This is a genomic window from Cupriavidus sp. PET2-C1 (genome assembly GCF_054515855.1).
In genome coordinates, this window is the sequence record NZ_CM137259.1 from 3526889 (window position 1) to 3547354 (window position 20466).

16 protein-coding genes and 1 tRNA gene are annotated in these 20466 nt (G+C 65.5%); 5 read left to right on the plus strand and 12 right to left on the minus strand.

The annotated features are described in order from the left end of the window. The first annotated feature begins 286 nt into the window (after nt 1–286). Together ACX12D_RS15895 and ACX12D_RS15900 are read left to right on the plus strand one after the other, a co-directional pair. Nucleotides 287–1462, plus strand: a complete 1176-nt coding sequence (locus ACX12D_RS15895; RefSeq protein WP_459371876.1) for an ABC transporter substrate-binding protein — start codon at nt 287–289, stop codon at nt 1460–1462. A gap of 21 nt (nt 1463–1483) precedes the next feature. Beyond that, the gene (locus ACX12D_RS15900) at nt 1484–2353 is read left to right on the plus strand and encodes an NAD(P)-dependent oxidoreductase (protein ID WP_459371877.1); all 870 of its coding nucleotides are present in this window, start codon (nt 1484–1486) and stop codon (nt 2351–2353) included. 29 nt (nt 2354–2382) lie between these two features. Here the strand turns inward: ACX12D_RS15900 and ACX12D_RS15905 are convergent, their stop codons facing one another. Continuing rightward, nucleotides 2383–3321 carry an alpha/beta hydrolase gene (locus tag ACX12D_RS15905; protein ID WP_459371879.1) on the minus strand — a complete coding sequence of 313 codons (939 nt, stop codon included), beginning with the start codon at nt 3319–3321 and terminating at the stop codon, nt 2383–2385. 698 nt (nt 3322–4019) lie between these two features. On the opposite strand from ACX12D_RS15905, the gene ACX12D_RS15910 reads away from it, so the two are divergent. Beyond that, entirely contained in the window at nt 4020–5039 is a 1020-nt protein-coding gene (locus tag ACX12D_RS15910) for a fimbrial protein (RefSeq protein ID WP_459371880.1), read from the plus strand. 245 nt (nt 5040–5284) lie between these two features. Next, nucleotides 5285–5369, plus strand: a tRNA-Leu gene (locus ACX12D_RS15915). Between the two features lie 96 nt (nt 5370–5465). Here ACX12D_RS15915 and ACX12D_RS15920 read toward each other — a convergent pair. Beyond that, nucleotides 5466–6371, minus strand: coding sequence for an adenylate/guanylate cyclase domain-containing protein (locus ACX12D_RS15920; protein ID WP_459371881.1), 906 nt, complete (start codon nt 6369–6371; stop codon nt 5466–5468). Between the two features lie 74 nt (nt 6372–6445). Next, nucleotides 6446–7480 (minus strand): patatin-like phospholipase family protein, encoded by a 1035-nt coding sequence (locus ACX12D_RS15925; RefSeq protein ID WP_459371882.1) that lies wholly within the window; start codon nt 7478–7480, stop codon nt 6446–6448. Between the two features lie 441 nt (nt 7481–7921). Here ACX12D_RS15925 and cls point away from each other — a divergent pair, with 441 nt between their 5' ends. Then, nucleotides 7922–9430 carry a cardiolipin synthase gene (cls, locus tag ACX12D_RS15930; RefSeq protein ID WP_459371883.1) on the plus strand — a complete coding sequence of 503 codons (1509 nt, stop codon included), beginning with the start codon at nt 7922–7924 and terminating at the stop codon, nt 9428–9430. An 833-nt stretch (nt 9431–10263) separates the two neighbouring features. Here the strand turns inward: cls and hutG are convergent. The 9 genes from hutG to ACX12D_RS15975 all read right to left on the minus strand — a co-directional run bounded on the left by hutG (nt 10264) and on the right by ACX12D_RS15975 (nt 20457). Then, nucleotides 10264–11079, minus strand: coding sequence for an N-formylglutamate deformylase (hutG, locus tag ACX12D_RS15935; RefSeq protein WP_459371884.1), 816 nt, complete (start codon nt 11077–11079; stop codon nt 10264–10266). A 100-nt stretch (nt 11080–11179) separates the two neighbouring features. Beyond that, nucleotides 11180–12580: a formimidoylglutamate deiminase gene (locus tag ACX12D_RS15940; protein WP_459371885.1), complete on the minus strand. Its 1401-nt coding sequence runs from the start codon at nt 12578–12580 to the stop codon at nt 11180–11182. Further along, on the minus strand, nt 12577–13869 hold the full coding sequence (gene hutI / locus ACX12D_RS15945) for an imidazolonepropionase (protein WP_459371886.1): 1293 nt from the start codon (nt 13867–13869) through the stop codon (nt 12577–12579). Before hutI ends, ACX12D_RS15940 begins: the two co-directional genes overlap by 4 nt. Continuing rightward, entirely contained in the window at nt 13866–14477 is a 612-nt protein-coding gene (locus tag ACX12D_RS15950; RefSeq protein ID WP_459371887.1) for a HutD/Ves family protein, read from the minus strand. Before ACX12D_RS15950 ends, hutI begins: the two co-directional genes overlap by 4 nt. Further along, on the minus strand, nt 14474–16195 hold the full coding sequence (gene hutU, locus ACX12D_RS15955) for a urocanate hydratase (protein ID WP_459371888.1): 1722 nt from the start codon (nt 16193–16195) through the stop codon (nt 14474–14476). Before hutU ends, ACX12D_RS15950 begins: the two co-directional genes overlap by 4 nt. A 167-nt stretch (nt 16196–16362) precedes the next feature. Further along, nucleotides 16363–17943 carry a histidine ammonia-lyase gene (gene hutH / locus ACX12D_RS15960; RefSeq protein WP_459371889.1) on the minus strand — a complete coding sequence of 527 codons (1581 nt, stop codon included), beginning with the start codon at nt 17941–17943 and terminating at the stop codon, nt 16363–16365. 76 nt (nt 17944–18019) lie between these two features. After that, entirely contained in the window at nt 18020–18793 is a 774-nt protein-coding gene (hutC, locus tag ACX12D_RS15965) for a histidine utilization repressor (RefSeq protein WP_416049599.1), read from the minus strand. A gap of 15 nt (nt 18794–18808) precedes the next feature. Beyond that, complete coding sequence (locus ACX12D_RS15970) at nt 18809–19588, minus strand: ABC transporter ATP-binding protein (protein ID WP_441636640.1); 780 nt, start codon at nt 19586–19588, stop codon at nt 18809–18811. Beyond that, complete coding sequence (locus ACX12D_RS15975; RefSeq protein WP_459371890.1) at nt 19585–20457, minus strand: ABC transporter permease; 873 nt, start codon at nt 20455–20457, stop codon at nt 19585–19587. The genes ACX12D_RS15970 and ACX12D_RS15975 overlap by 4 nt, the downstream gene beginning before the upstream one ends. Nucleotides 20458–20466 lie beyond the last annotated feature (9 nt).

A 20466-nucleotide genomic window follows, 5' to 3' on the forward strand; every position in this document is an offset into this window, starting at 1 on the left:
ATCACTCTATATCCCCGCCTCCCGCCTGCCACGCACAACTTGGGACAGAGCCGTCAATGAAGTGCGCGATCAGAACCTCGTCTTAAGTTGATGTGCCTTTTTGCCCACCCTGCGGGTGGGCGGCGAGTACGGTAGCTGGCCACTGCCGATTTACAATTGCCGACGCATGGCGGCGAATTCCGGAAGGGACGAACCTGTATCGATGCCTCGAGCCGGAAGTTCGACTGCCCTGTTGATCGCGCGCCAGGCCAACAACAAGAAACAAGAAACACAGAGGAGACTACCCGTGCCCCACCCGTTCGTCCGCATCCGCCTGCCATCCGCCGCCCTGCTGCTCGCTTGCCTCGCCGCCCTCCCCGCCCACGCCGACATCCGCGTGGGCGTCGACGTTTCCACCACCGGCCCCGCCGCCTCCATCGGCATCCCGTCCAAGAACACCATCATGATGTGGCCGCAGACCCTGGGCGGCCAGCGCGCGCAGTACGTGATCCTGGACGATGGCTCCGACCCGGCCGCGGCCGTGCGCAATGTGCGCAAGCTGATCTCCGAGGAAAAGGTGGATGTGGTGGTGGGCCCCAACATCACGCCCACCGCCATTGCTGCGCTGGACGCCGTGGCGGAAGGCGAGACACCGATGGTGGCGCTGGCTGCGTCGGCTGCCATCATCGAGCCGCAGTCGGACCCCAAGCGGCGCTGGGCGTTCAAGATGCCGCAAAACGATTCGCATATGGCTACGGTCCTTACCGAGTACATGAGCAACCACGGCATCAAGACCGTCGGTTTCATCGGTTTCAACGACGCCTACGGCGAGAGCTGGTGGCGCGAGTTCTCCAGGCTGGCGGACGTGCGCAAGCTCAAGGTGGTGGCCAACGAGCGCTTCTCGCGCACCGATACCTCGGTGACCGGGCAGGTGCTCAAGCTGATGGCGGCCACCCCGGATGCGATCCTGATTGCCGGCGCGGGCACGCCATCGGTATTGCCGCAGAAGACCCTGGCCGAGCGCGGCTACAAGGGCAAGGTGTATCAGACGCACGGCATCGCCACCTGGGATTTCCTGCGGGTAGGCGGCAAGGACGTGGAGGGCACGCTGTTCCCGACCGGGCCGGTGGTGGTGGCGCGGCAGTTGCCGGATGGCCATCCGGTAAAGAAGGTGGCGCTGGATTTCGTGACGCGCTATGAGGCGAAGTACGGCGTGGACAGCATCACGCAATTCGCCGGCGATGCCTGGGGCGCGTGGATGCTGCTGGACGATGCCGCGCGCCGTGCCGCCAAGAGCGGCGCGCAGCCGGGCACGCGCGAGTTCCGCCACGCCATGCGCGATGCGCTGGAGGTGACCACCAACCTGACCATTCCCAATGGCGTGATGAACCTGAGCGCGAGGGACCATCAAGGCTTTGACCAGCGCTCGCGCGTGATGGGTGTGATCCGCGACGGCAAGTTTGCCTACGCGTCAGACAAGTAAGGATATGCAAGGATATTTGAGATGAGCAATACGACGATTGGCTTTATCGGCCTTGGCGCCATGGGCACGCCGATGGTGCGCCACCTGCTCGCCGGCGGCCACGCCGTGCGCGCCTATGTACGCCGCCCCGAGGCCGCCGACGCGGCCCGCGCGCTTGGCGCCGTGCCCTGCACCACGCCGGCGCAAGCCGCACACGGCGCCTCGGTGGTGTTTACCAACGTCACGTCATCGGAAGACGTGCAGGCCGTGCTGCTGGGCGAGCACGGCGTGATCGAAGGTGCGGCGCCGGGCACCATCTGCATCGACCACAGCACCATCTCGCCCATCGTCACCCGCGAGATTGCCGCCAGGCTGGCCGAGCGCGGCATCGAAGCGCTGGACTGCCCGGTCTCCGGCGGCACGGTTGGCGCCGAGGCCGCCAGCCTCACCATCATGGTGGGCGGCAAGGCCGAGATGCTGGAGCGCGTGCGGCCGCTGCTCGCGCTGCTCGGCAAGACCATCACCCACATCGGCGATCACGGCGCAGGGCAAGTCGCCAAGCTGTGCAACCAGATCGCGCAGGTGGTCAATATCGAAGGCATTGCCGAAGCCATGCGCTTCGCGCAGGCGCAGCAGGTAGACAGCGGCCGCGTGCTGCAAGCCATGGCCACCGGCATGGCCGGCAGCCGCATGCTCGACATGATGGGGCCGAAGATGGTCGCCCACGACTTTGCCCCCGGTATCGAAGCGCGGCTGCACGACAAGGACTTCGGCCTGGCCGCGGAGATTGCGCGCCAGCTCGGGCTGGAGCTGCCGGCCATGCAAGCCACCTCGCGCCAGCTCGGCACGCTGATGGAAAAGGGCTGGGGCAAGGACGATACGTCGTCGTTGCTGCGGGTGCTGGAGGGCTGAATGGCCGAAGAGTGGCCAAAAACGAGGCGCTAAGCCACCCCCATCATCCGCCGCACAGCCAGCAGCAACGGGCTGTCCCTGTCGGCGAAATCATCCATCACGTTGAAATGGTGCCTGGCGGGCATCGGCACATGCGCCGCACCCGGTGCCTGCGCGTTGGCGGGCCAGCCAGCGCGCAGCAGATCGGTCTGCCGATGGTATTCGCCCGGCTCCAGCCCGCCCACCGCGGTAACCAGCGGTGCATCCGTGGCCGGCGGCAGGAAGGCCGGCGAGAGCCGCTCGACATCACGCGCCGATAGCTTCAGGTCGACCTGCAGGAAGTCCGCCCGGCGCAGCGGCTCCAGGTCATGCAGCCCGCTGACCGAGACCACGCCCTTGATCAGGTCGGCGGGCAGATCGCCGCCTACGCGCGGCCATAGCGTGGTGAGCATCATCGCGGCCATGTGGCCGCCGACGGAATGGCCGGCCACGAAGATGCGCGACCTGTCATGGCCAAGCCGGCCGGACTCCCGGTACAGCCAGGCCACGCTGCGCACGGCCTGCAGCACGATGGTCTCCACCGTCACCGCCGGGCACAGCGAGTAATTGATCACCGCCACCGACACGCCGCAGTGCGGCAGCGCATTGGCCACCAGGCTGTGGTCGCGCTTGTCCAGCGCGCGCCAGTAGCCGCCGTGGAGGAACACCAGCAGCGGCGGCGGCCCATCGGCAGCGCCCGGTTCGGCCGGTTCGGCCGGAAAGTAATCGAGCCGCTCGTCCGCTGCGTGCGGGCCAGGCTCGGCACCGGCGTAGCTCAGGTCCTCCAGCCAGCCGGCGCGCTTGCGCACCTGCAGCGACAGCGCCGCCCAGCGGGCCATGTGGGCGGCGTTGTCGGGCACGTTGGCCCGGTTGTTGTATTCGCGTGCATAGAAGGCGGGATCCTGCGACGGCAGCCGTGCAAGACTGGCGAGGGAGGGCTGGGCTGACATGTGGCTCCGGGGTGGATGTGAGAAACCGGGCGGTGCCACGGCTGCAAGCATGCTAGCGAGTTCGCACAGCGCCAGATATCGACAACTTCCCGGATGCCGCCCCATGGCCGTTCAGCGCCAGTTGCGCACCAGTCAGGGCCACCAGCTGGGTCCGCCCCCGACGCTTCAACCGTGCGAAGGCTTAGCCTGCAGCTGGCTTCCATGCGGCGCGCGCCATGGGGTCATCGGGCATCGATTGCCTTGGCAAACCGCAGAGAATCCTCCCTATGCCGGCGCTGAATTTAGGACTTGTACTATTTTTTGAGTAGAAATTTAGGACACGTCCGATTTTAATTTTTCCCCACAGAAAATACACTACAGCTGCACCAGCAAAACAGCCACATCATGTCACATGATATATGAGCTGCCGGCACGGGTAATTCAAAGTATTACCAGAAGATTGAGGCGGCCTGCCCGGCAATGCCAATACATCAATCCAGATCACAAGTTAAACATAACTCAACAGAAAATATCAGGTGGAGAAATGTTCCTGGAACTTGTACAGAATGCGAGACGAGAAACCGCGGTCACAGCGGCACCTGGAATCATATTATCTTTTGATAATAACGGTTCACGCATGCTTGCTGGCTACGGAACCAATAACGGTGGGCGACTCGCCTTGCGACAAGGCCTTATTAAAATCTTACCTATTCCGTAGAATGATGAAAAAACTGATTCGAATTTTTGCTTTTTTAAGCATATCCATTTTGTTGAATGCAATACCTTCCATAGCGCAAGCCCAGCTGGCATGTCCTTGGAAAACGACTATGTCACCGCCGCCGACGATTGTTTTCGATCCAGGGGTCCCAAACGGAACTGTGCTATGGAAAGGAGACATTCCTACGAATTTTCGTGGCACCGGTGAAGCTTTGGGTGGTTACTGGTGCCCCCAAGGGACCTTTAACATGGGCTACGCAGGAACAACAGCCTACCTGGGCGGTAATCTCTACGAGACTGGTATACCCGGCGTTGCGTATCGGTTCAAGATGTCTGGCACGCCGCCGTCCATGCCGTGTCTTTCGGATAAATATTTCCCAGGCGCTTGCTATACCCAATGGGGAGGGGGAATGTATAACCATACGTTGTCCGTTGAACTTATAAAAACAGGTTCAATTACCGCCGGCGGTGTATTGTCAGGAAAGTTTGCATACTGGTACGGGGCACAAGGGTCGAACGGGACACCGGAATTTGCCACCTACACTTGGTCGGGAGGAGGTGTCGTGGTACAGCCAACCCTCCCCACGTGCAAGGTTTCGATACCATCGATTGCTGTCCCCCTCAAAGACGTAAACGCGCACATTTTCACTGGCATCGGCAAAACGTCGTCGGGACAGTCATTTAATATTACACTGCTGTGCTCTGGGGGAACTACCGGCCCGGACACAAATATCTATGTGACACTGACCGATCAAACCGACCCGGGTAATTTTTCAGATACCCTGCGCCTTACAAATGACTCCACGGCATCCGGTATTGGCATTCAGGTTTTATTCGGGTCCACGGTGATCAAATATGGCCCGGATTCCAGTGCAGCCGGCAACAAGAATCAGTGGAAGGCTGGTTCATATGGCCAGGGTACATTCCAAATACCGCTGACAGCCCGGTACATTCAGACCGCATCCGCGGTGAAACCAGGAAAGGCAAATGGTCGTGCGACCTTTACGATGAGCTATCAGTAAAGGGAGAATACGCGATCATCAAGGTGGCACCAGGGTGAACGGACCGCCGTGGCCATGCCGAAAGCTGCCCGGCTGCGATCGCGGCCGGGTGACGCGGGCCAAGCGCAGGCGCCAGGGCTGCGGATGGGACGTGTTGGGGGCCGCTGCCGGGGCCAGTTGTGGCCTGGCAGGATTTGCGGCATAATTCCCGGCTCAGCACCGTGCTGGCACGCCGGACTCCCGGCAAATCCGCCAGCACCCACTCAGCCCGGGTGGTGAAACAGGTAGACGCAGGGGACTCAAAATCCCCCGCCGCAAGGCGTGTCGGTTCGAGTCCGACCCCGGGCACCACTATCTTTCCCAAGAAAACAAGTCCATACGCATACGCCCAAGGGCGAGCGCAGCTTCACCACACGTTGATATTCCGTACAGCGTGTTGGCCTGAAACTAAGCCGGAAAGAACTCGACCCGCTCCCCGGCGCCAGCCATCGACTGCCCGAACGTAATCCAGCCGTGCCCTCTCAGCGCGACTTCGTCGCGGCGCAGGATGATTTCGTCGTCGCCGTCGATGGCGACATGCGTGCCGTTCGCGCTTCGGTCGATCAGCATGTACTTCCCGGCGCGGAACTCGATCATTGCGTGGAACCGCGATGTCTGCGGATCGGCAACGACGATCGTCATCGCGGCGTCGCGCCCTATCGTGACCAGCGGCGAGGCGCCGTTCATGCGGACCTCCGTCTCCCGATACCGCAGCGTTAGCAGCGCGGGGCGGATCGCGCGCTGGCTTACGTCGGCGAGAATGGTCATGTCGGCGTTCTGCTGCCATATCGCTTCGAACAACTCCACGGGCACGTCCTTGCCGCGCACGTGTATCGGGTAGAGGTAGCGCATCGCCTGGCGCAGGCTTGCCGGCAGATGCGCCACGGCGTCCTTGCTGGTAATGATCTGCCCCTGCGATGCGAGCTTGGAGAGGCGCGCGGCAAGGTTCACCGTGTCGCCGAACACGTCGCCCGATGCATCATGCAGGAGCGGGCCGTGGTGAAAGCCGATATGGATCGACATGGGGATGCCGGATACGGGCGGCAGCGCTGCAATCGCCATTTGCATGTCGAGTGCAGCCCGCATGGCATTTTCGGCGGAGGGAAACACCGCCATGACCTCATCGCCGATGGTCTTCACCACGCGGCCTTGCTGCGCCGATGAACAGGACTTCATCAGGGCGATGCACTGCCCGATTGCACCGAAGGCGGCCGTGTTGCCTGCCTTTTCATACAGTTTGGTGCTGCTGCTGATATCCGCGAACAGCACGGAACCGTCACCGTCGGACATCGCAGGCATCGATTCCCGGTCCATATGCACCTCAACCTGTTCGCTCGCCGCGCGCCTCGCGCGGCGCCCTGCACTGATGGTAGTACGCGGCCGAATGCTCAAAGAAATGTTTCAGCGATATCGATCGATGAGCGCTGGCCGAGTGCCTCGAAGTTTGCCGCGAGCCAGGCGTCGGCCCGCTCGCGCCCCAGAGTGAACAAGCCGCGCAGGAAGGCCCAGTCCGCGTTGAACTTGCTGGGCGCGCCCAGCCGTGCCATCTCGGTTTCGGCATCGACGCTGTGGATCAGCATGCGGCGGTAGCGTGACGGGTCGAGCGCGCCTTCGTCGATCAGCCGGGTGATGAACTCGATGGCGCGCATCTCGCGCATCAACGAGGAGTTGAAGCTGAGCGTGTTGATACGGTCCAGGATTTCGCGTGCCGTGACAGGCACCTGGGGAATGTGGATCGGGTTGAGGCGGATGATCAGCACATCGCGGCTGTCTGTCTCATAGATCAGCGGATAGATCGGCGGGTTGCCCATGTAACCGCCGTCCCAGTAATACTCGCCGTCGATCTCCACGGCCTGGAACAGCGTCGGCAGGCAGGCCGAAGCCATCACGGCCTTGGCGCAGACCTCGCCAGTGCTGAACACGCGGATGCGTCCGCGCAGCACATTGGTTGCGCACAGGAACAGCTTGACGCTCTTGCTGCGGCGCAGCACCTCGAAATCGATGGTCTCATCCAGGATGTTCTGCAGCGGGTTGAGGTTGCAAGGATTGAGCTGGTAAGGCGAATAGAAGCGCGTGAGATGGTCGAACACCATCCACGCCGGCGACATCTCCATATTGCCGCCGGCACCCATCAACCGGTCCAGCCAGGTAGGTTGCAGGGGACTCAGCTTCGCGCAGTCGGACACCTTGCGCCAGCACGTCTCCAGGGCCTGCCGCGCGCCCTCCGGCCCACCGCTTGCCAGGCCATAGGCGAGCACGGTGGCGTTGACGGCACCGGCGCTGGTGCCGCTGATGCCGTCGATGCCGATGCGCTTGTCTTCCAGCAGCCGGTCCAGCACGCCCCAGCTGAATGCCCCATGGGTGCCGCCGCCTTGCAATGCAATATTGATGTGGCGGATCGCGGCGGGATGCGTGGCTTGCATGGTGGCCTCCTGTTTGCGTGCCTTTGCGTGCCTGGGGCTCGGCCCGTGCTGGCCTTCCGGCTCCCTTTGGTTGCAGCGTAGTGCATGCGGGCGAACAACCGGCTCACACTGGCTCAATCCAGCGCATTGCCCGCCTTCGCCGTCCATCGAGCGGACAGAAAGCGCCCAGATCTGTTCACCCTATGCTGACCTGCATGACGATGGGAACAGATGTGGCCGGGGTGCTACCCCTGCACGCCTGGTTCGATCCGCAAACTGTTCGAGGAGTACGTGGACCGGTACAACGAGGCCACAGGGAGCAAGGCGCGCAAGGACGTGATGAAGAAGTAAGCCAACGGCTTGTGACGGGCAGATGCCGGCATGGCCCGGCGTCCGCCTGACAGGCGCTTCCACGCGCGGCTCTGGTATGGTGGACGATCCGCCACACCGCAGCCGAGCCGCATGTCCCATTCCCTTCTCGCTACCGTCCTGCCTGCGTCCTGGTTCGCCGCGCTGCAAAGCGCCATGCCAGCGGGCTTTTCCTGGTGGTGGCCGTCGCTGTTCACACTGGCGGAATGGGCGATCCGCCTGGCCATGCTGGTCTATGTGCCGCAGCGCCGCGCCCCGGCGGCGGCGCGCACCTGGCTACTACTGATCTTCTTCCTGCCATGGCTGGGGCTGGTGCTCTATGCGCTGTTCGGCCGCATCTACTATCCCAAATCGCGCCGCCTGAAGCTGGCCCGCATCAACCAGGGCATCGCAAACGTCCGTGACCGGGTGGCGCGCTTCGCGCCATTGCAGCCGCTGCCCGCCGCCGTCGCCGCCGATGCGGCCGGCCTGATCGAGCGGCTCGGCTCCTACTCGCCGATGCGCGGCAATGCCGTGGCGCTGCTCGACGACTATGACGCGACGGTCGCCGCGATGATTGCCGATATCGACGGCGCCCGGCGCCAGGTCCATCTGCTGGTCTATATCTACGCCGCGGACGCAACCGGCCGCGCCTTTACCGACGCCCTGCTGCGGGCGAGCGCGCGGGGCGTGCGCTGCCGCCTGCTGGTGGATGCACTGGGCGCGCGCGCCGGCTGGCGCGTGTTTGCCGATACGCTGCGCGACGGCGGCGTGGAGGTGGTGCAGGCCCTGCCCATGCGCTCGCTGATGGCGGTGCTCAAAGGCAAGAGCGCGCGCTTCGACCTGCGCAATCACCGCAAGATCATGGTGGTGGATGGCAGCATTGGCTACATCGGCTCGCAAAACGTGATCGATGCCGAGTCGATGCCCGGACTACCTAATGAAGAACTGGTGGCGCGCGTGACCGGGCCTGTGGTGGCGGAGTTGCAAGCGGTCTTCCTGGCCGACCGCTACCTGGAAACCGGCGACAGCAACTTCGACCTCGACAGCTTCCCGCCCATGGAGGCGCAAGGCCCGCACATCGCGCAGATGCTGCCCAGCGGCCCTGGCTACGGCACGCAGAACGCGCAGATGGCACTGATCAGCATGATCCACCGCGCGCGCAGCGAAGTGGTCATCACCACGCCCTACTTCGTGCCGGATGAGTCCTTCCTGCAAGCGCTGCACCTGGCCTGCTACCGTGGCGTGGCGGTGCACCTGGTGCTGTCGCAACGGATCGACCAGCGCTTTACGCAGGCCGCGCAGGAGGCCTACTTCGGCGTGCTGCTGGACTCGGGGGTGCAGATCCACTTGTATCGCCCCGCCTTCCTGCATGCCAAACACGTCACCATTGACGATGAAGTTGCCATGGTGGGATCGACCAATATGGATATCCGGTCGTTCGCGCTCAATGCGGAAGCCGCGCTGGTGATCTATGACCGCGACGTGGTGGCGCGCATGCGGCGGATCCAGCAGCGGTATCTGGCTAATAGTGAGACGGTGGTGCGGGCGGTTTGGCAGCGGCGGCCGTTGCATACGCGGACTTGGCAGAATCTTTGCCGGTTGGCGGATTCGTTGCTGTAGGGAGAGAAGAAGGGAGGTGCGGCACGTGGCTATGGGGTGCGTCTTTTGCCCCGCTAACGCGGGCGTGGCTCCGTGGGCGGGGTTTTCATTCTTCTAGCTGCTGGCGCGGCTGTACGGTGTTGGCCGTTTTGGAACGTGTGAGATGTCACTTCTCTTTACTCGTAAAGAGAAGTAACCAAGAGAAAGCGATCCTTGCAGGAGGCTGGCTTGTCGGGGTTGCGTAGCACTGTAGTTTCGTCGTCAGGCCCCGGGTTCTGATGGACTCGTGCCGTTACCGGTTTGAATGGCCACGATCCTGCGGATGGCGCTGGTTTCGTGGTGAGGCTGCTCGGTAGCAGCATCCCTGCTCATTCACGCATCTGCCGGTACCGATACAAAGTGTCACGATATATCACACCATGATGGTTTCGTGGTGGGGTGGGCGCGGTGGAAGAATTCTGTGGCCTATCAATTCGGTGCCACCGCACCCACGACGGAAACGGGACGTTTGCAACTTCGTGGCCGGTCACTCCGCGAGCGACAGACGGCTTGAAACAAGTGGTGCTAACTACCGGGGGGCCCACCACGAATCCCTGGGCATCGGCAGCGTCGTGGTGATCTAAGCTGGTAACGGCACGAGTCCATTAGCACCCGGGGCCGTACGACGAAACCATTGGGGCCCCCAATGACGCCACGCCAGCCTCCTGCAAGGATCGCTTTCTCTTGGTTACTTCTCTTTACGAGTAAAGAGAAGTGACATCCCACACGTTCTAAATCGGCCAACACCGCACAGCCGCGACAGCAGCTAGAAGCAGTAAAACCCCGCCCACAAAGGCACAAAGACACCCACAACCTTAACGCGCTTCCACGTACCCCAACACCGTCTCCAACATCATCTTCAGCGTGGGCTGAATGCGTGTGGCCCGCGCTTCGTCATAGGCGAAGGGATAGGTCTCGCTCATATAGGCCGACTGCGTCAACTCCAGCTGCACGGCTTGCACGCCCTGCGCCGGCGCCCCGTACTGCCGCGTGATATAGCCGCCCTTGAAGCGCCCGTTCAGCACCGACGTATAGCCAGGCAACGCGCCTGCGATATCCAGCAACTGGTTGGCCAGCGCGGCGTCGCAGCTGGCACCATTGGCGGTGCCCAGGTTGAAGTCGGTCAGCTTGCCTTCGAAAAAGCGCGGCAGCACCGAGCGGATCGAATGCGCATCCCACAGCGCCACGGTACCGTGCTCGGCGCGCAAGCGGGCCAGTTCCCCGGCGAGCGCACCGTGGTACGGACGCCAGATGGCGTCGCGGCGCGCGGCGATTTCGTCGTCGGCGGGCAGGCTGCCGGCGTCGGCGTAGATCGGCGTCTTGTCGAAGGTATCGACCGGGCACAGGCCGGTGGTGTCCTGGCCGGGGTAGAGATTGGCGTTGTCGGGCGGGCGGTTCAGGTCCACCACGTAGCGCGAGTGGGTGGCCACCAGGATGGAGGCGCCGAGCTCGCGCGCGAAATCGTACAGGCGCTCCAGGTGCCAGTCGGTATCGGACACGGTGCGTGCCTCGGCGGTCAGCCGGTCGGACACGGAGGCGGGCAGGTGGGTGCCGACGTGCGGCATCGACACCAGCATCGGGCGCGTGCCGCGATGCAGGGTGAAAGCGGGGGTATCGGTCGAGAAGGCCATGTTTTCTTGTTTGCTACTTTGCAACATAAAGGCGCAGTGCCCATCAATGCGGGCCTGAAGCTTGTAGCGTCAAGCGTCAGGCCGCGTGGTGCACCGGGTTTTAGTCAGTCAGCAGGCTTGCGCGCGCAGCGGCGAAGCGCTTGCCAGCGTCGGCCTGCAAGGCGTGCATACCATGCTGCACGCGCGTGCAGCCCGCCGTGCGGACTTCCGCTAGTGTCTCATGCCCATGGTTGGTGAACACATGGACCGCCAGCGCCTGGCTGCCCGACAAACCCGAGAGCGCGGCATGCGCGCCGTCCAGCACGACGAAATCCGCCTGCTGCCCGACAGCAATCGCGCCGATATCCCGGCCCGACGCGCGCGCGCCACCAAAGGCCGCATCGAGGTATAAGCGGTCCGCCACCTGCTTGTGCGCGTCGGATGCCAGCACATTGCGCTTTTGCAGCGCCAGCCGCTGGCCGTACTCGAACAGCCGCAGCTCTTCCACCACGCTGACGCTGGCGTGGCTGTCCGAGCCGATGCCCCAGACACCGCTCTGCCCGAGGTAGGGCGCGGCATCGAATACCCCATCGCCCAGGTTGGCTTCAGTGGTCGGGCAGATGCCGGCCACCGCGCCGCTGTGCGCCAGCCGCCGCCGTTCGTCCCAGTCCAGGTGCGTGGCATGCACCAGGCACCAGCGCGCGTCCACCTCGGCATGGTCGAGCAGCCATGCCACCGGGCGTGTGCCAGTCAGCGTGATGCACTCGTCGACCTCGCGCTGCTGCTCGGCGATATGGATGTGCACCGGCGCTGTTGCATCCAGCGCGCGCAGGCCCGCCACGGCGTCGGCAAGGCTCTGCGGCGGCACCGCGCGCAGCGAGTGCGGGGCAAGGCCCAGGCGGGCCTGGCCATGGCATTGCGGACCCAGCCGGCCAAGCAAGGCGAGCATGGCGTCAGTCTCATGCAGGAAGCGGCGCTGATCCGGCACCGCGGGCTTGCCGCCGAAGCCGGCCGTCTGATACAGCACCGGCAGCAGCGTGATGCCGATGCCGGCGGCCTGCGCGGCGCGCAGCAGGCGCAGCGACATCTCGGCGGGGTCGGCGTAAGGCCTGCCGTCCGTATCGTGATGCACGTAGTGGAACTCGCAAACGCTGGTGTAGCCCGCGCGCAGCATCTCGATATAGAGCTGCGTGGCGATGGCCTCCAGCGTATCGGGCGAAAGCCGCAGCGCGAAGCGGTACATCAGCTTGCGCCAGCTCCAGAAGGAATCGCTCTCCTGGCCGTCGGCCAGTGTCTCGCTGCGGAACTCGGTCAACCCGGCAAAGCCGCGCTGGAATGCGTGCGAATGCAGATTGGGCATGCCCGGCAACAGCGGCCCGGCGGCGCGCGGCACGTCCACGGCGGGTTCCGCGCCGGCCTGCACCGTCGTGAATGCGCCGGCGTCGTCCCAGGCCAGCAGCACATTGCTGGCCCAGCCGGTGGGCAGCAAGGCCTGCGTGGCGAACAGGCTTCCGGCGCTCATGGCCGCACTCCTTGCGCTGGCGTGGCGGCGGGATAGACCTTGCCCTGGCGCACCACGGCGGCGGCGGGATTGCGCCCGAACCAGTACGCCAGCTCGGCCGGCGAATCGACATGCCACAGCACGAAATCGGCGGTGCGCCCGGCGGCCAGCAAGCCGTGCCGGTCGGCTGCGCCCAGCGCGCGCGCGGCGTGCGTGGTGACGCCTGCCAGCACTTCCGGCACGGTCAGCCTGAACAGGGTGCACGCCATATTCATCATCAGCAGCAGCGAAGTGACGGGCGACGTACCGGGATTGTGATCGGTGGAGATCGCCATCGGCACGCCATGCCGGCGCAGCAGGTCGATCGGCGGCAGGTTGGTGTCACGCAGGAAATAATAGGCGCCAGGCAGCAAGACCGCCACCGTGCCCGACTCGGCCATGGCAACGACGCCGGCCTCATCCAGATGTTCCAGGTGATCGGCCGACAGCGCGCGGTAACGCGCCGCCAGCGCGGTGCCACCCAGGTTGCTGAGTTGCTCGGCGTGCAGCTTGACGCGCAAGCCGTGGCGCTCGGCGGCCTGGAACACGCGCTCGGTCTGCGCCAGGCTGAAGCCCACGGATTCGCAGAAGGCGTCCACCGCATCGATGAGGCCCTCTTCGGCCAGCGCGGGCATCATGGTTTCGCACACCAGCGTGATGTAGTCGTCGGCGCGGCCCGCGTATTCCGGCGGCAGCGCGTGCGCGCCGAGGAAGGTGGTGTGCACCGTCACGCCAAAGGCCTCGCCCAGGCGGCGCGCCACCCGCAGCTGCTTGCGCTCGCTGGCGAGGTCCAGGCCGTAGCCGGACTTGATCTCCAGCGTGGTCACGCCTTCGGCTAGCAGCGGCGCAAGACGCGCGGCGGCCAGCGCGAACAGGGTGTCTTCATCGGCGGCGCGGGTGGCGCGCACGGTGGAGACGATGCCGCCGCCGGCGCGCGCGATTTCCTCATAGCCTGCGCCGGCCAGGCGCATGGCGAATTCGTCGGCGCGCTGCCCGCCGTACACCAGGTGGGTGTGGCAGTCGACCAGGCCCGGCGTGATCCACGCGTTGCCGGCATCGTGGCGCGGCAGCGCTGCGTACGCCTGCGGCAGCTCGGCCTGCGTGCCGAGCCACGCGACGCGGCCTTGTTGCACGACCAGCGCGGCGTCACGGATGGCCTTGGCGGGATCCCCGTCGGGCAGCAGGTGGCAGCGATGCCAGACGCCGTCGGCGGACTTGGCAGATTCAGTGGACGAAGCGGTAACGGCGGCCTGCGCCGGGTTCAGGTTCATTGCGGGTTCTCCAACTCCAGTTCCAGGGTGACGCACAGGCATAGCGCGGGCTCCGACATCGCCTGCAGGCGATATGGCACCGCCACGCCTTCGGCAAACAGCATGCCGTCGTCGCTCGCCAGCACGGCTTGGCCGCCCTGGCCGGCAACGCCGTGGCGCCATGCCCCCTCAACCACAAACAACAACACCACATGCGCGCCGGGAGCGATCGTGAATTCGCCGCGCGCCGCGACCACGCTCGCGCGGCACTGGCCGCGCCGCGTCATCACATTGAAGTCGCGCGTGGCGCCATCCAGCAGCGTGGCCTGCACGCCGCGCTCGCCGGCAAAGGCAAAGGGCTCGCCAACGGCATCGAGGCGATGATCGAAGCTGCCATCGTCAGCCAGCAGGCGTACACCCTCGCCGTCCAGCAGCACGATCTGGCGATCGATGCCGGGAAAGGCGGAGAACGGCCCATCGGCGGCGATGTCGGCCACGCTCACGCGCCACAGGAAGGCGTCCATGCCGGCGCCCGGCGGCCACACCGCGATCTCGCGGGTGACGCCGCCGCCGTTCTTCCAGGGCTGCGCAGCCAGCGCGCCGAGCGAGAAGCGTTCGACGCCGTTCATACGCCTGCCGCCTTCGGCACCATTGGCAGGTTCAGGCCCTTCTCATGGGCGCAGTCGATCGCGCTTTCGTAGCCGGCATCGGCGTGGCGCATCACGCCGGTGGCCGGATCGTTCCACAGCACACGCTCGATGCGCTTGGCCGCAGCGTCGGTGCCGTCGCAGACGATCACCACGCCCGAATGCTGCGAGAAGCCCATGCCCACGCCGCCGCCGTGATGCAGGCTGACCCACGTGGCACCGCCCGCGGTGTTGAGCAGCGCGTTGAGCAGCGGCCAGTCGGACACCGCATCGGAGCCGTCGCGCATGGCTTCGGTCTCGCGGTTGGGGCTGGCAACCGAGCCGCAATCCAGGTGGTCGCGGCCGATCACGATCGGCGCCTTCAGCTCGCCGTTCTTCACCATCTCGTTGAAGGCCAGGCCCGCGCGGTGGCGCTCGTCCAGCCCCACCCAGCAGATGCGCGCGGGCAGGCCCTGGAAGGCGATGCGGTCGCGCGCCATGTCCAGCCAGCGGTGCAGGTGCGCGTCGTCGGGGAACAGCTCCTTCATCTTGGCATCGGTCTTGTAGATATCCTCGGGGTCGCCCGACAGCGCGACCCAGCGGAAGGGGCCCTTGCCGCGACAAAACAGCGGGCGGATGTACGCCGGCACGAACCCCGGGAAATCAAAGGCATTGGCCACGCCCTCGTCAAAGGCGACCTGACGGATGTTGTTGCCGTAGTCCAGCGTGGGCACGCCCATTTGCTGGAAGGCCAGCATGGCCTGCACGTGCTTGACGATGGAGGCCTTGGCGGCGGCCTCGACCGACTTGGGATCGGCCGTGCGCGCGGCTTCCCATTGCGCCACGGTCCAGCCCGCCGGCAGGTAGCCGTTGACCAGGTCGTGCGCCGAGGTCTGGTCGGTGACGATGTCCGGGCGCATGCCGCCGGCCTGCGCCCGCTTGACCAGTTCCGGCATGATCTCGGCAGCGTTGCCGAGCAGGCCGACGGAGATGGCCTGCTTGTTGCGCGTGGCTTCTTCGATCATGGCCAGCGCTTCGTCGATGCTGGTGGCCTTCTTGTCGACATAGCGCGTGCGCAGGCGGAAGTCGATGCGCGACTCCTGGCACTCGATGGCCAGCACACAAGCGCCGGCCAGCACGCCGGCCAGCGTCTGCGCGCCGCCCATGCCGCCCAGACCTGCCGTGAGGATCCACTTGCCGGTGAGATCGTTGTTGTAGTGCTGGCGGCCGGCTTCGACAAAGGTCTCGAAGGTGCCCTGCACGATGCCCTGCGTGCCGATATAGATCCACGAGCCGGCAGTCATCTGGCCGTACATCATCAGGCCGGCGCGGTCCAGCTCGTTGAACTTGTCCCAGGTGGCCCAGTGCGGCACCAGGTTGGAGTTGGCAATCAGCACGCGCGGCGCGTCGGCATGGGTGCGGAACACGCCCACCGGCTTGCCGGATTGCACCAGCAGCGATTCTTCCTCGCCCAGGTTGCGCAGGCTATCGAGGATGGCATCGAAGCACTCCCAGTTGCGCGCCGCCTTGCCGATGCCGCCGTACACCACCAGGTCCTGCGGGCGCTCGGCCACATCGGGATCCAGGTTGTTCTGGAGCATGCGGTAGGCGGCTTCGATCAGCCAGTTCTTGCAGTGCAGCTCGGTGCCGCGCGGCGCACGGATCTCGCGCTGGCCACGCAGGGGGGCCGCTTTGGTGAATTGGTGTTCGTTAGCGTTCATGTCTGGTTCTCCTGCGTGTTGGGTTCAACCCTGCGCTGCAGTGTTTTTTGGGGCGTCGCATTCGGGGGCGCCCGCCCTCTCCCGTGACGGGGATAGAGTTGGGGAGAGGGGCGGTTTGACTAGGAGCCACTTGAAGCGAAGCCAATTGTTTTCTTCAGCACGGCGGCTTACGCCACGCCCACCTGCGACGGCAGCACCTGCCGCACCGACTCGGGCCAGCCGGCACCCGCATCGCCCTGCTGCACCCACTGCTTCATCGCCTCGATATCCGGCGCGAAGTAGCGGTCGCCTTCCACAAAGGCCACGCGCTCGCGGATGCGTGCGATCTCGATCTCGATCAGCGGCGAGGATTCCAGCGGGCGGTGGAACTCGATGCCCTGCGCGGCGGCCATGGCTTCGATGCCGACCACCACGGCGGTGTTCTCCGCCATATCGCCCAGGCGGCGCGCGCCGTAGGTGGCCATCGACACATGGTCCTCCTGGTTGGCCGACGTCGGCAAGCTGTCCACGCTGGCAGGGTGCGCCAGCGACTTGTTCTCGGAGGCCAGCGCGGCTGCAGTGACCTGCGCGATCATGAAGCCCGAATGCAGGCCGCCGTCGCGCACCAGGAACGGCGGCAGGCCGGACAGGCCGGTATCGAGCAGCAGCGCGAGGCGGCGCTCGGAGATCGCGCCGATCTCGGCGATGGCCAGCGCGATGATGTCGGCGGCAAACGCCACCGGCTCGGCGTGGAAGTTGCCGCCCGAGATCACGTCGCCCTGCTCCGGGAACACCAGCGGATTGTCGGACGCGGCGTTGGCCTCGATCTGCAGCACGCGCGCGGCGTGTTGCAGGTTGTCCAGGCAGGCGCCCATCACCTGCGGCTGGCAGCGGATGGAGTACGGGTCCTGCACGCGGCCGCAGCTCACATGCGAGTCCACGATCTTGCTGCCATCGAGCAGCGTGCGCACGGCGCCGGCCACGGCAATCTGGCCGGCCTGGCCGCGCGCGGCGTGGATGCGCGCGTCGAACGGCTTGACCGAGCCTTTGATGGCTTCGAGCGACAGCGCGCCCGCCACCAGCCCGGCAGCGAAGATGTCTTCGGCGGCAAACAGGCCCGCCAGCGCCAGCGCGGTGGAAACCTGCGTGCCGTTGAGCAGCGCCAACCCTTCCTTGGGGCCTAGCGTGAAGGGTGCCAGGCCAGCGTGGGCCAGCCCTTCGGCAGCCGGGCGGCGCACGCCGTCGATCATCACCTCGCCCACGCCGATCAGCGTGCACGACATATGCGCCAGCGGCGCGAGATCGCCGGACGCGCCCACCGAGCCCTTGGCCGGAATGCACGGCGTGACACCGGCGTTGGCCAGCGCCAGCAGCGCCTCGATGATTTCGGGACGGATGCCGGAATGGCCGCGCGCCAGGCTCACGGCCTTGATCGCCAGGATCAGCCGCACGGTGTCGCTGTTCAGGTCCGCGCCGGTGCCCACGCTGTGCGACAGCACCAGGTTGCGCTGCAGCTCCGCCAGCTTGTCATGCGGAATGCGCGTTTGCGCCAGCTTGCCGAAGCCGGTGTTGATGCCGTAGACCACCGCATCGGCGTCGATGATGTCCTGCACGGTGGCCTGGGATGCGCGCACGCCAGCCCACGCGGATGCATCCATCGCCAGGCTCACTTCGCCGCGATGGATGCGGCGCAGGTCGGCCAGCGTGACGGAGCCGGGCTGCAAGGTCAGCAGCGGGCGGGAAGTTTGGTTGGCTTGGGTGGCGCTCATTTGTATGTCCCTGTCTATACAGCCGGGTTCGTGCGTTGGCTGGTGGATCTGAAAAAACTAACGGCCCTCGGCGGGTTCAGCCGAAGGCCGGATTGCCATCGGCGCGGAATCGGCTGCCTAGGCGGTAACGGTTGCCTGGGTGCAGGCAACGTACAAAGGTCACGGGGGTGCCGCCCGTCCAGGTGCGGCGGGTCAGCAGCAGGCACGGCTGGGTAGCCGGCATTTCCAGTTGGGTGGCCTGTTCCGCCGTGGCGGAGATGGCATCGACCACGTGTTCGATCTGGTCGTAGGGCACGTGGCGCAGCAGGTACTCGCCCGGCTTCACCGCATCGGCGGCGGCGAAATCCTGGTTGATGAAGTCCGGCGCGACGCGCGGGTTCACATAGCGGTCTTCGAGCTGCACCGGCACGCCGTCCTCGCGGTGCACGCACACGGAGTGGAACACCGATTCACCGGTGCGCAGGTCCAGCGCGGCTGCTACCTCGATGGAGGCAGCCACGCGTTCCACCACCATGACGTCGCAGGCGTAGTCGTGCCCGCGCATGCGGATCTCATCCTGCAGGTTGACCACGTTGAGCAGCGTCGACTGCGGCTTGTGCTCCGCCACGAAGGTGCCCACGCCGGCCACGCGCACCACCCTGCCCTGCTCGGCCAGCTCGCGCAGCGCGCGGTTCACCGTCATGCGCGACACGCCAAAGCGCGTGACCAGTTCCTGCTCGGATGGCACGCGGTCGCCCGGCTGCCACGCGCGGCTCTGGATATGGCGCGCGATGTACTCCTTCACCTGCTGGTAGAGCGCGGCGGGAGTGGCATCGGGAACGCCCCGGCGGTTGGCGGTGGCAGCTTTCATGGCTTGGCTGGCAACTCAGTGCTCCGCGGAGGCCATGGCCTCCGCGCGGATTTCCTCGGTCAGCACCGCCTTGAGTTCCGAGAACGCTGGCGAGGTCTTGATCGTGTAGTGGCGCGGGTGCGGAAAATCCACGTCGATGGTGCGCTTGATGCGGCCCGGACGCGCCGAGAACACGGCAACGCGGTTGGCCATGAAGATGGCCTCGTCGATATCGTGCGTGACGAACAGCACCGTCTTGCGCGAGGCTTCCCAGATGCCCAGCAGCAGTTCCTGCATCAGCACGCGGGTCTGGTTGTCCAGCGCGCCGAAAGGCTCGTCCAGCAACAGGATCTTGGGGTCGTTGGCCAGCGCCCGGGCAATGGCCGTGCGCTGCTGCATGCCGCCCGAGAGCTGCTTGGGGAAATGATGCTCGAAGCCGCGCAGGCCCACGCGCTGGATAAAGAAGTCGCTGCGCTCGCGCTGGCCGGCCTCGCTCATGCCGCGCTCGCGCAGGCCAAAGCGCACGTTCTGCTCGATGGTCAGCCACGGGAACAGCGTGTACGACTGGAACACCATGCCACGCTCGGCGCCCGGGCCGGTGACTTCCTGCCCGTCGAGCAGCACGCGCCCGGTGGTGGGCGTATCCAGCCCGGCGACGATACGCAGCAGCGTGGACTTGCCGCAGCCCGAGGGACCGAGGATGGTGACGAAGTCGTTGTCCGCCACTTCGAAATCGGTCGGCTGCAACGCCAGGGTCTGGCCGCCGCGCGGATTGACGAAGGTACGTGAGACCTGCTGGATGGACAGCGCGCTCATTTGATCGAACTCCACGGGAACAGGCGCTGGTTGGCCAGCTTGAAAGCCAGGTCGGAGACCAGGCCGATGCAACCGATCACGATAATGCCGAAGATGATCTGCCCGGTGTTCAGCAACGCCTGGCTGTCGGTGATCATGTGGCCGATGCCGGAGGACGAGCCGATCAGCTCGGCCACGATGACATAGGTCCAGGCCCAGCCCAGCACCAGGCGCAGGATCTCGGCGATTTCCGGCGCGGCGCCCGGGATCAGCACGCGCCGCACGATGCCGCTGCTGTTGGCGCCCAGCGTGTAGGCCGCCTCCACCAGGTCGCGCCGCGCGCCGCCCACCGTCACCGCCACCATCAGCACGATCTGGAAGAACGAGCCGATGAAGATCACCAGTACCTTCTGCGCTTCGCCGATGCCGGCCCACAGGATCAGCAGCGGAATAAAGGCCGACGCCGGCAGGTAGCGGCAAAACGAGACGAAGGGCTCGAAGAACGCCTCCGCCGCCTTGTACGCGCCCATGAAGATGCCCAGCGGCACGGCCAGCACAGCGGCCAGCACGAAGCCGCCCAGCACGCGCCATACCGTCATGCCGATGTCGCCGATGAAGTTGTACTCGGTAAACAACAGCACACCCTCGTGGGCCATGGTCATCGGGTCGGCCAGGAAGGTGCGCGGCACCATGCCGCCCAGGGTCACCGCCGCCCACACGGCAAAGAACACCACGAAAAACGACAAGCCCAGGACCCAGCGCGCGCGCTGGGTGACCGGCGCCAGCGGCGCCATCCAGGGATGCCGGCGCGCGGCCGCCGGCGTCGCCGCGGCGGGAGCGGGCGTTGTAGCCGCACCGGCGGCGGGCGAACCAATGTGAACCTGCGTCATGGCACCGGC

Coding starts and splice junctions, on each gene's coding strand:
- ACX12D_RS15910 (WP_459371880.1), top strand. CDS start 4,020: ATGATGAAAAAACTGATTCGAATTTTTGCTTTTTTAAGCATATCCATT.
- hutH (WP_459371889.1), bottom strand. CDS start 17,943: ATGAGCGCCACCCAAGCCAACCAAACTTCCCGCCCGCTGCTGACCTTG.
- ACX12D_RS15900 (WP_459371877.1), top strand. CDS start 1,484: ATGAGCAATACGACGATTGGCTTTATCGGCCTTGGCGCCATGGGCACG.
- ACX12D_RS15920 (WP_459371881.1), bottom strand. CDS start 6,371: ATGGACCGGGAATCGATGCCTGCGATGTCCGACGGTGACGGTTCCGTG.
- hutU (WP_459371888.1), bottom strand. CDS start 16,195: ATGAACGCTAACGAACACCAATTCACCAAAGCGGCCCCCCTGCGTGGC.
- cls (WP_459371883.1), top strand. CDS start 7,922: ATGTCCCATTCCCTTCTCGCTACCGTCCTGCCTGCGTCCTGGTTCGCC.
- hutC (WP_416049599.1), bottom strand. CDS start 18,793: ATGAAAGCTGCCACCGCCAACCGCCGGGGCGTTCCCGATGCCACTCCC.
- ACX12D_RS15970 (WP_441636640.1), bottom strand. CDS start 19,588: ATGAGCGCGCTGTCCATCCAGCAGGTCTCACGTACCTTCGTCAATCCG.
- ACX12D_RS15950 (WP_459371887.1), bottom strand. CDS start 14,477: ATGAACGGCGTCGAACGCTTCTCGCTCGGCGCGCTGGCTGCGCAGCCC.
- ACX12D_RS15905 (WP_459371879.1), bottom strand. CDS start 3,321: ATGTCAGCCCAGCCCTCCCTCGCCAGTCTTGCACGGCTGCCGTCGCAG.
- ACX12D_RS15925 (WP_459371882.1), bottom strand. CDS start 7,480: ATGCAAGCCACGCATCCCGCCGCGATCCGCCACATCAATATTGCATTG.
- hutI (WP_459371886.1), bottom strand. CDS start 13,869: ATGAACCTGAACCCGGCGCAGGCCGCCGTTACCGCTTCGTCCACTGAA.
- hutG (WP_459371884.1), bottom strand. CDS start 11,079: ATGGCCTTCTCGACCGATACCCCCGCTTTCACCCTGCATCGCGGCACG.
- ACX12D_RS15975 (WP_459371890.1), bottom strand. CDS start 20,457: ATGACGCAGGTTCACATTGGTTCGCCCGCCGCCGGTGCGGCTACAACG.
- ACX12D_RS15940 (WP_459371885.1), bottom strand. CDS start 12,580: ATGAGCGCCGGAAGCCTGTTCGCCACGCAGGCCTTGCTGCCCACCGGC.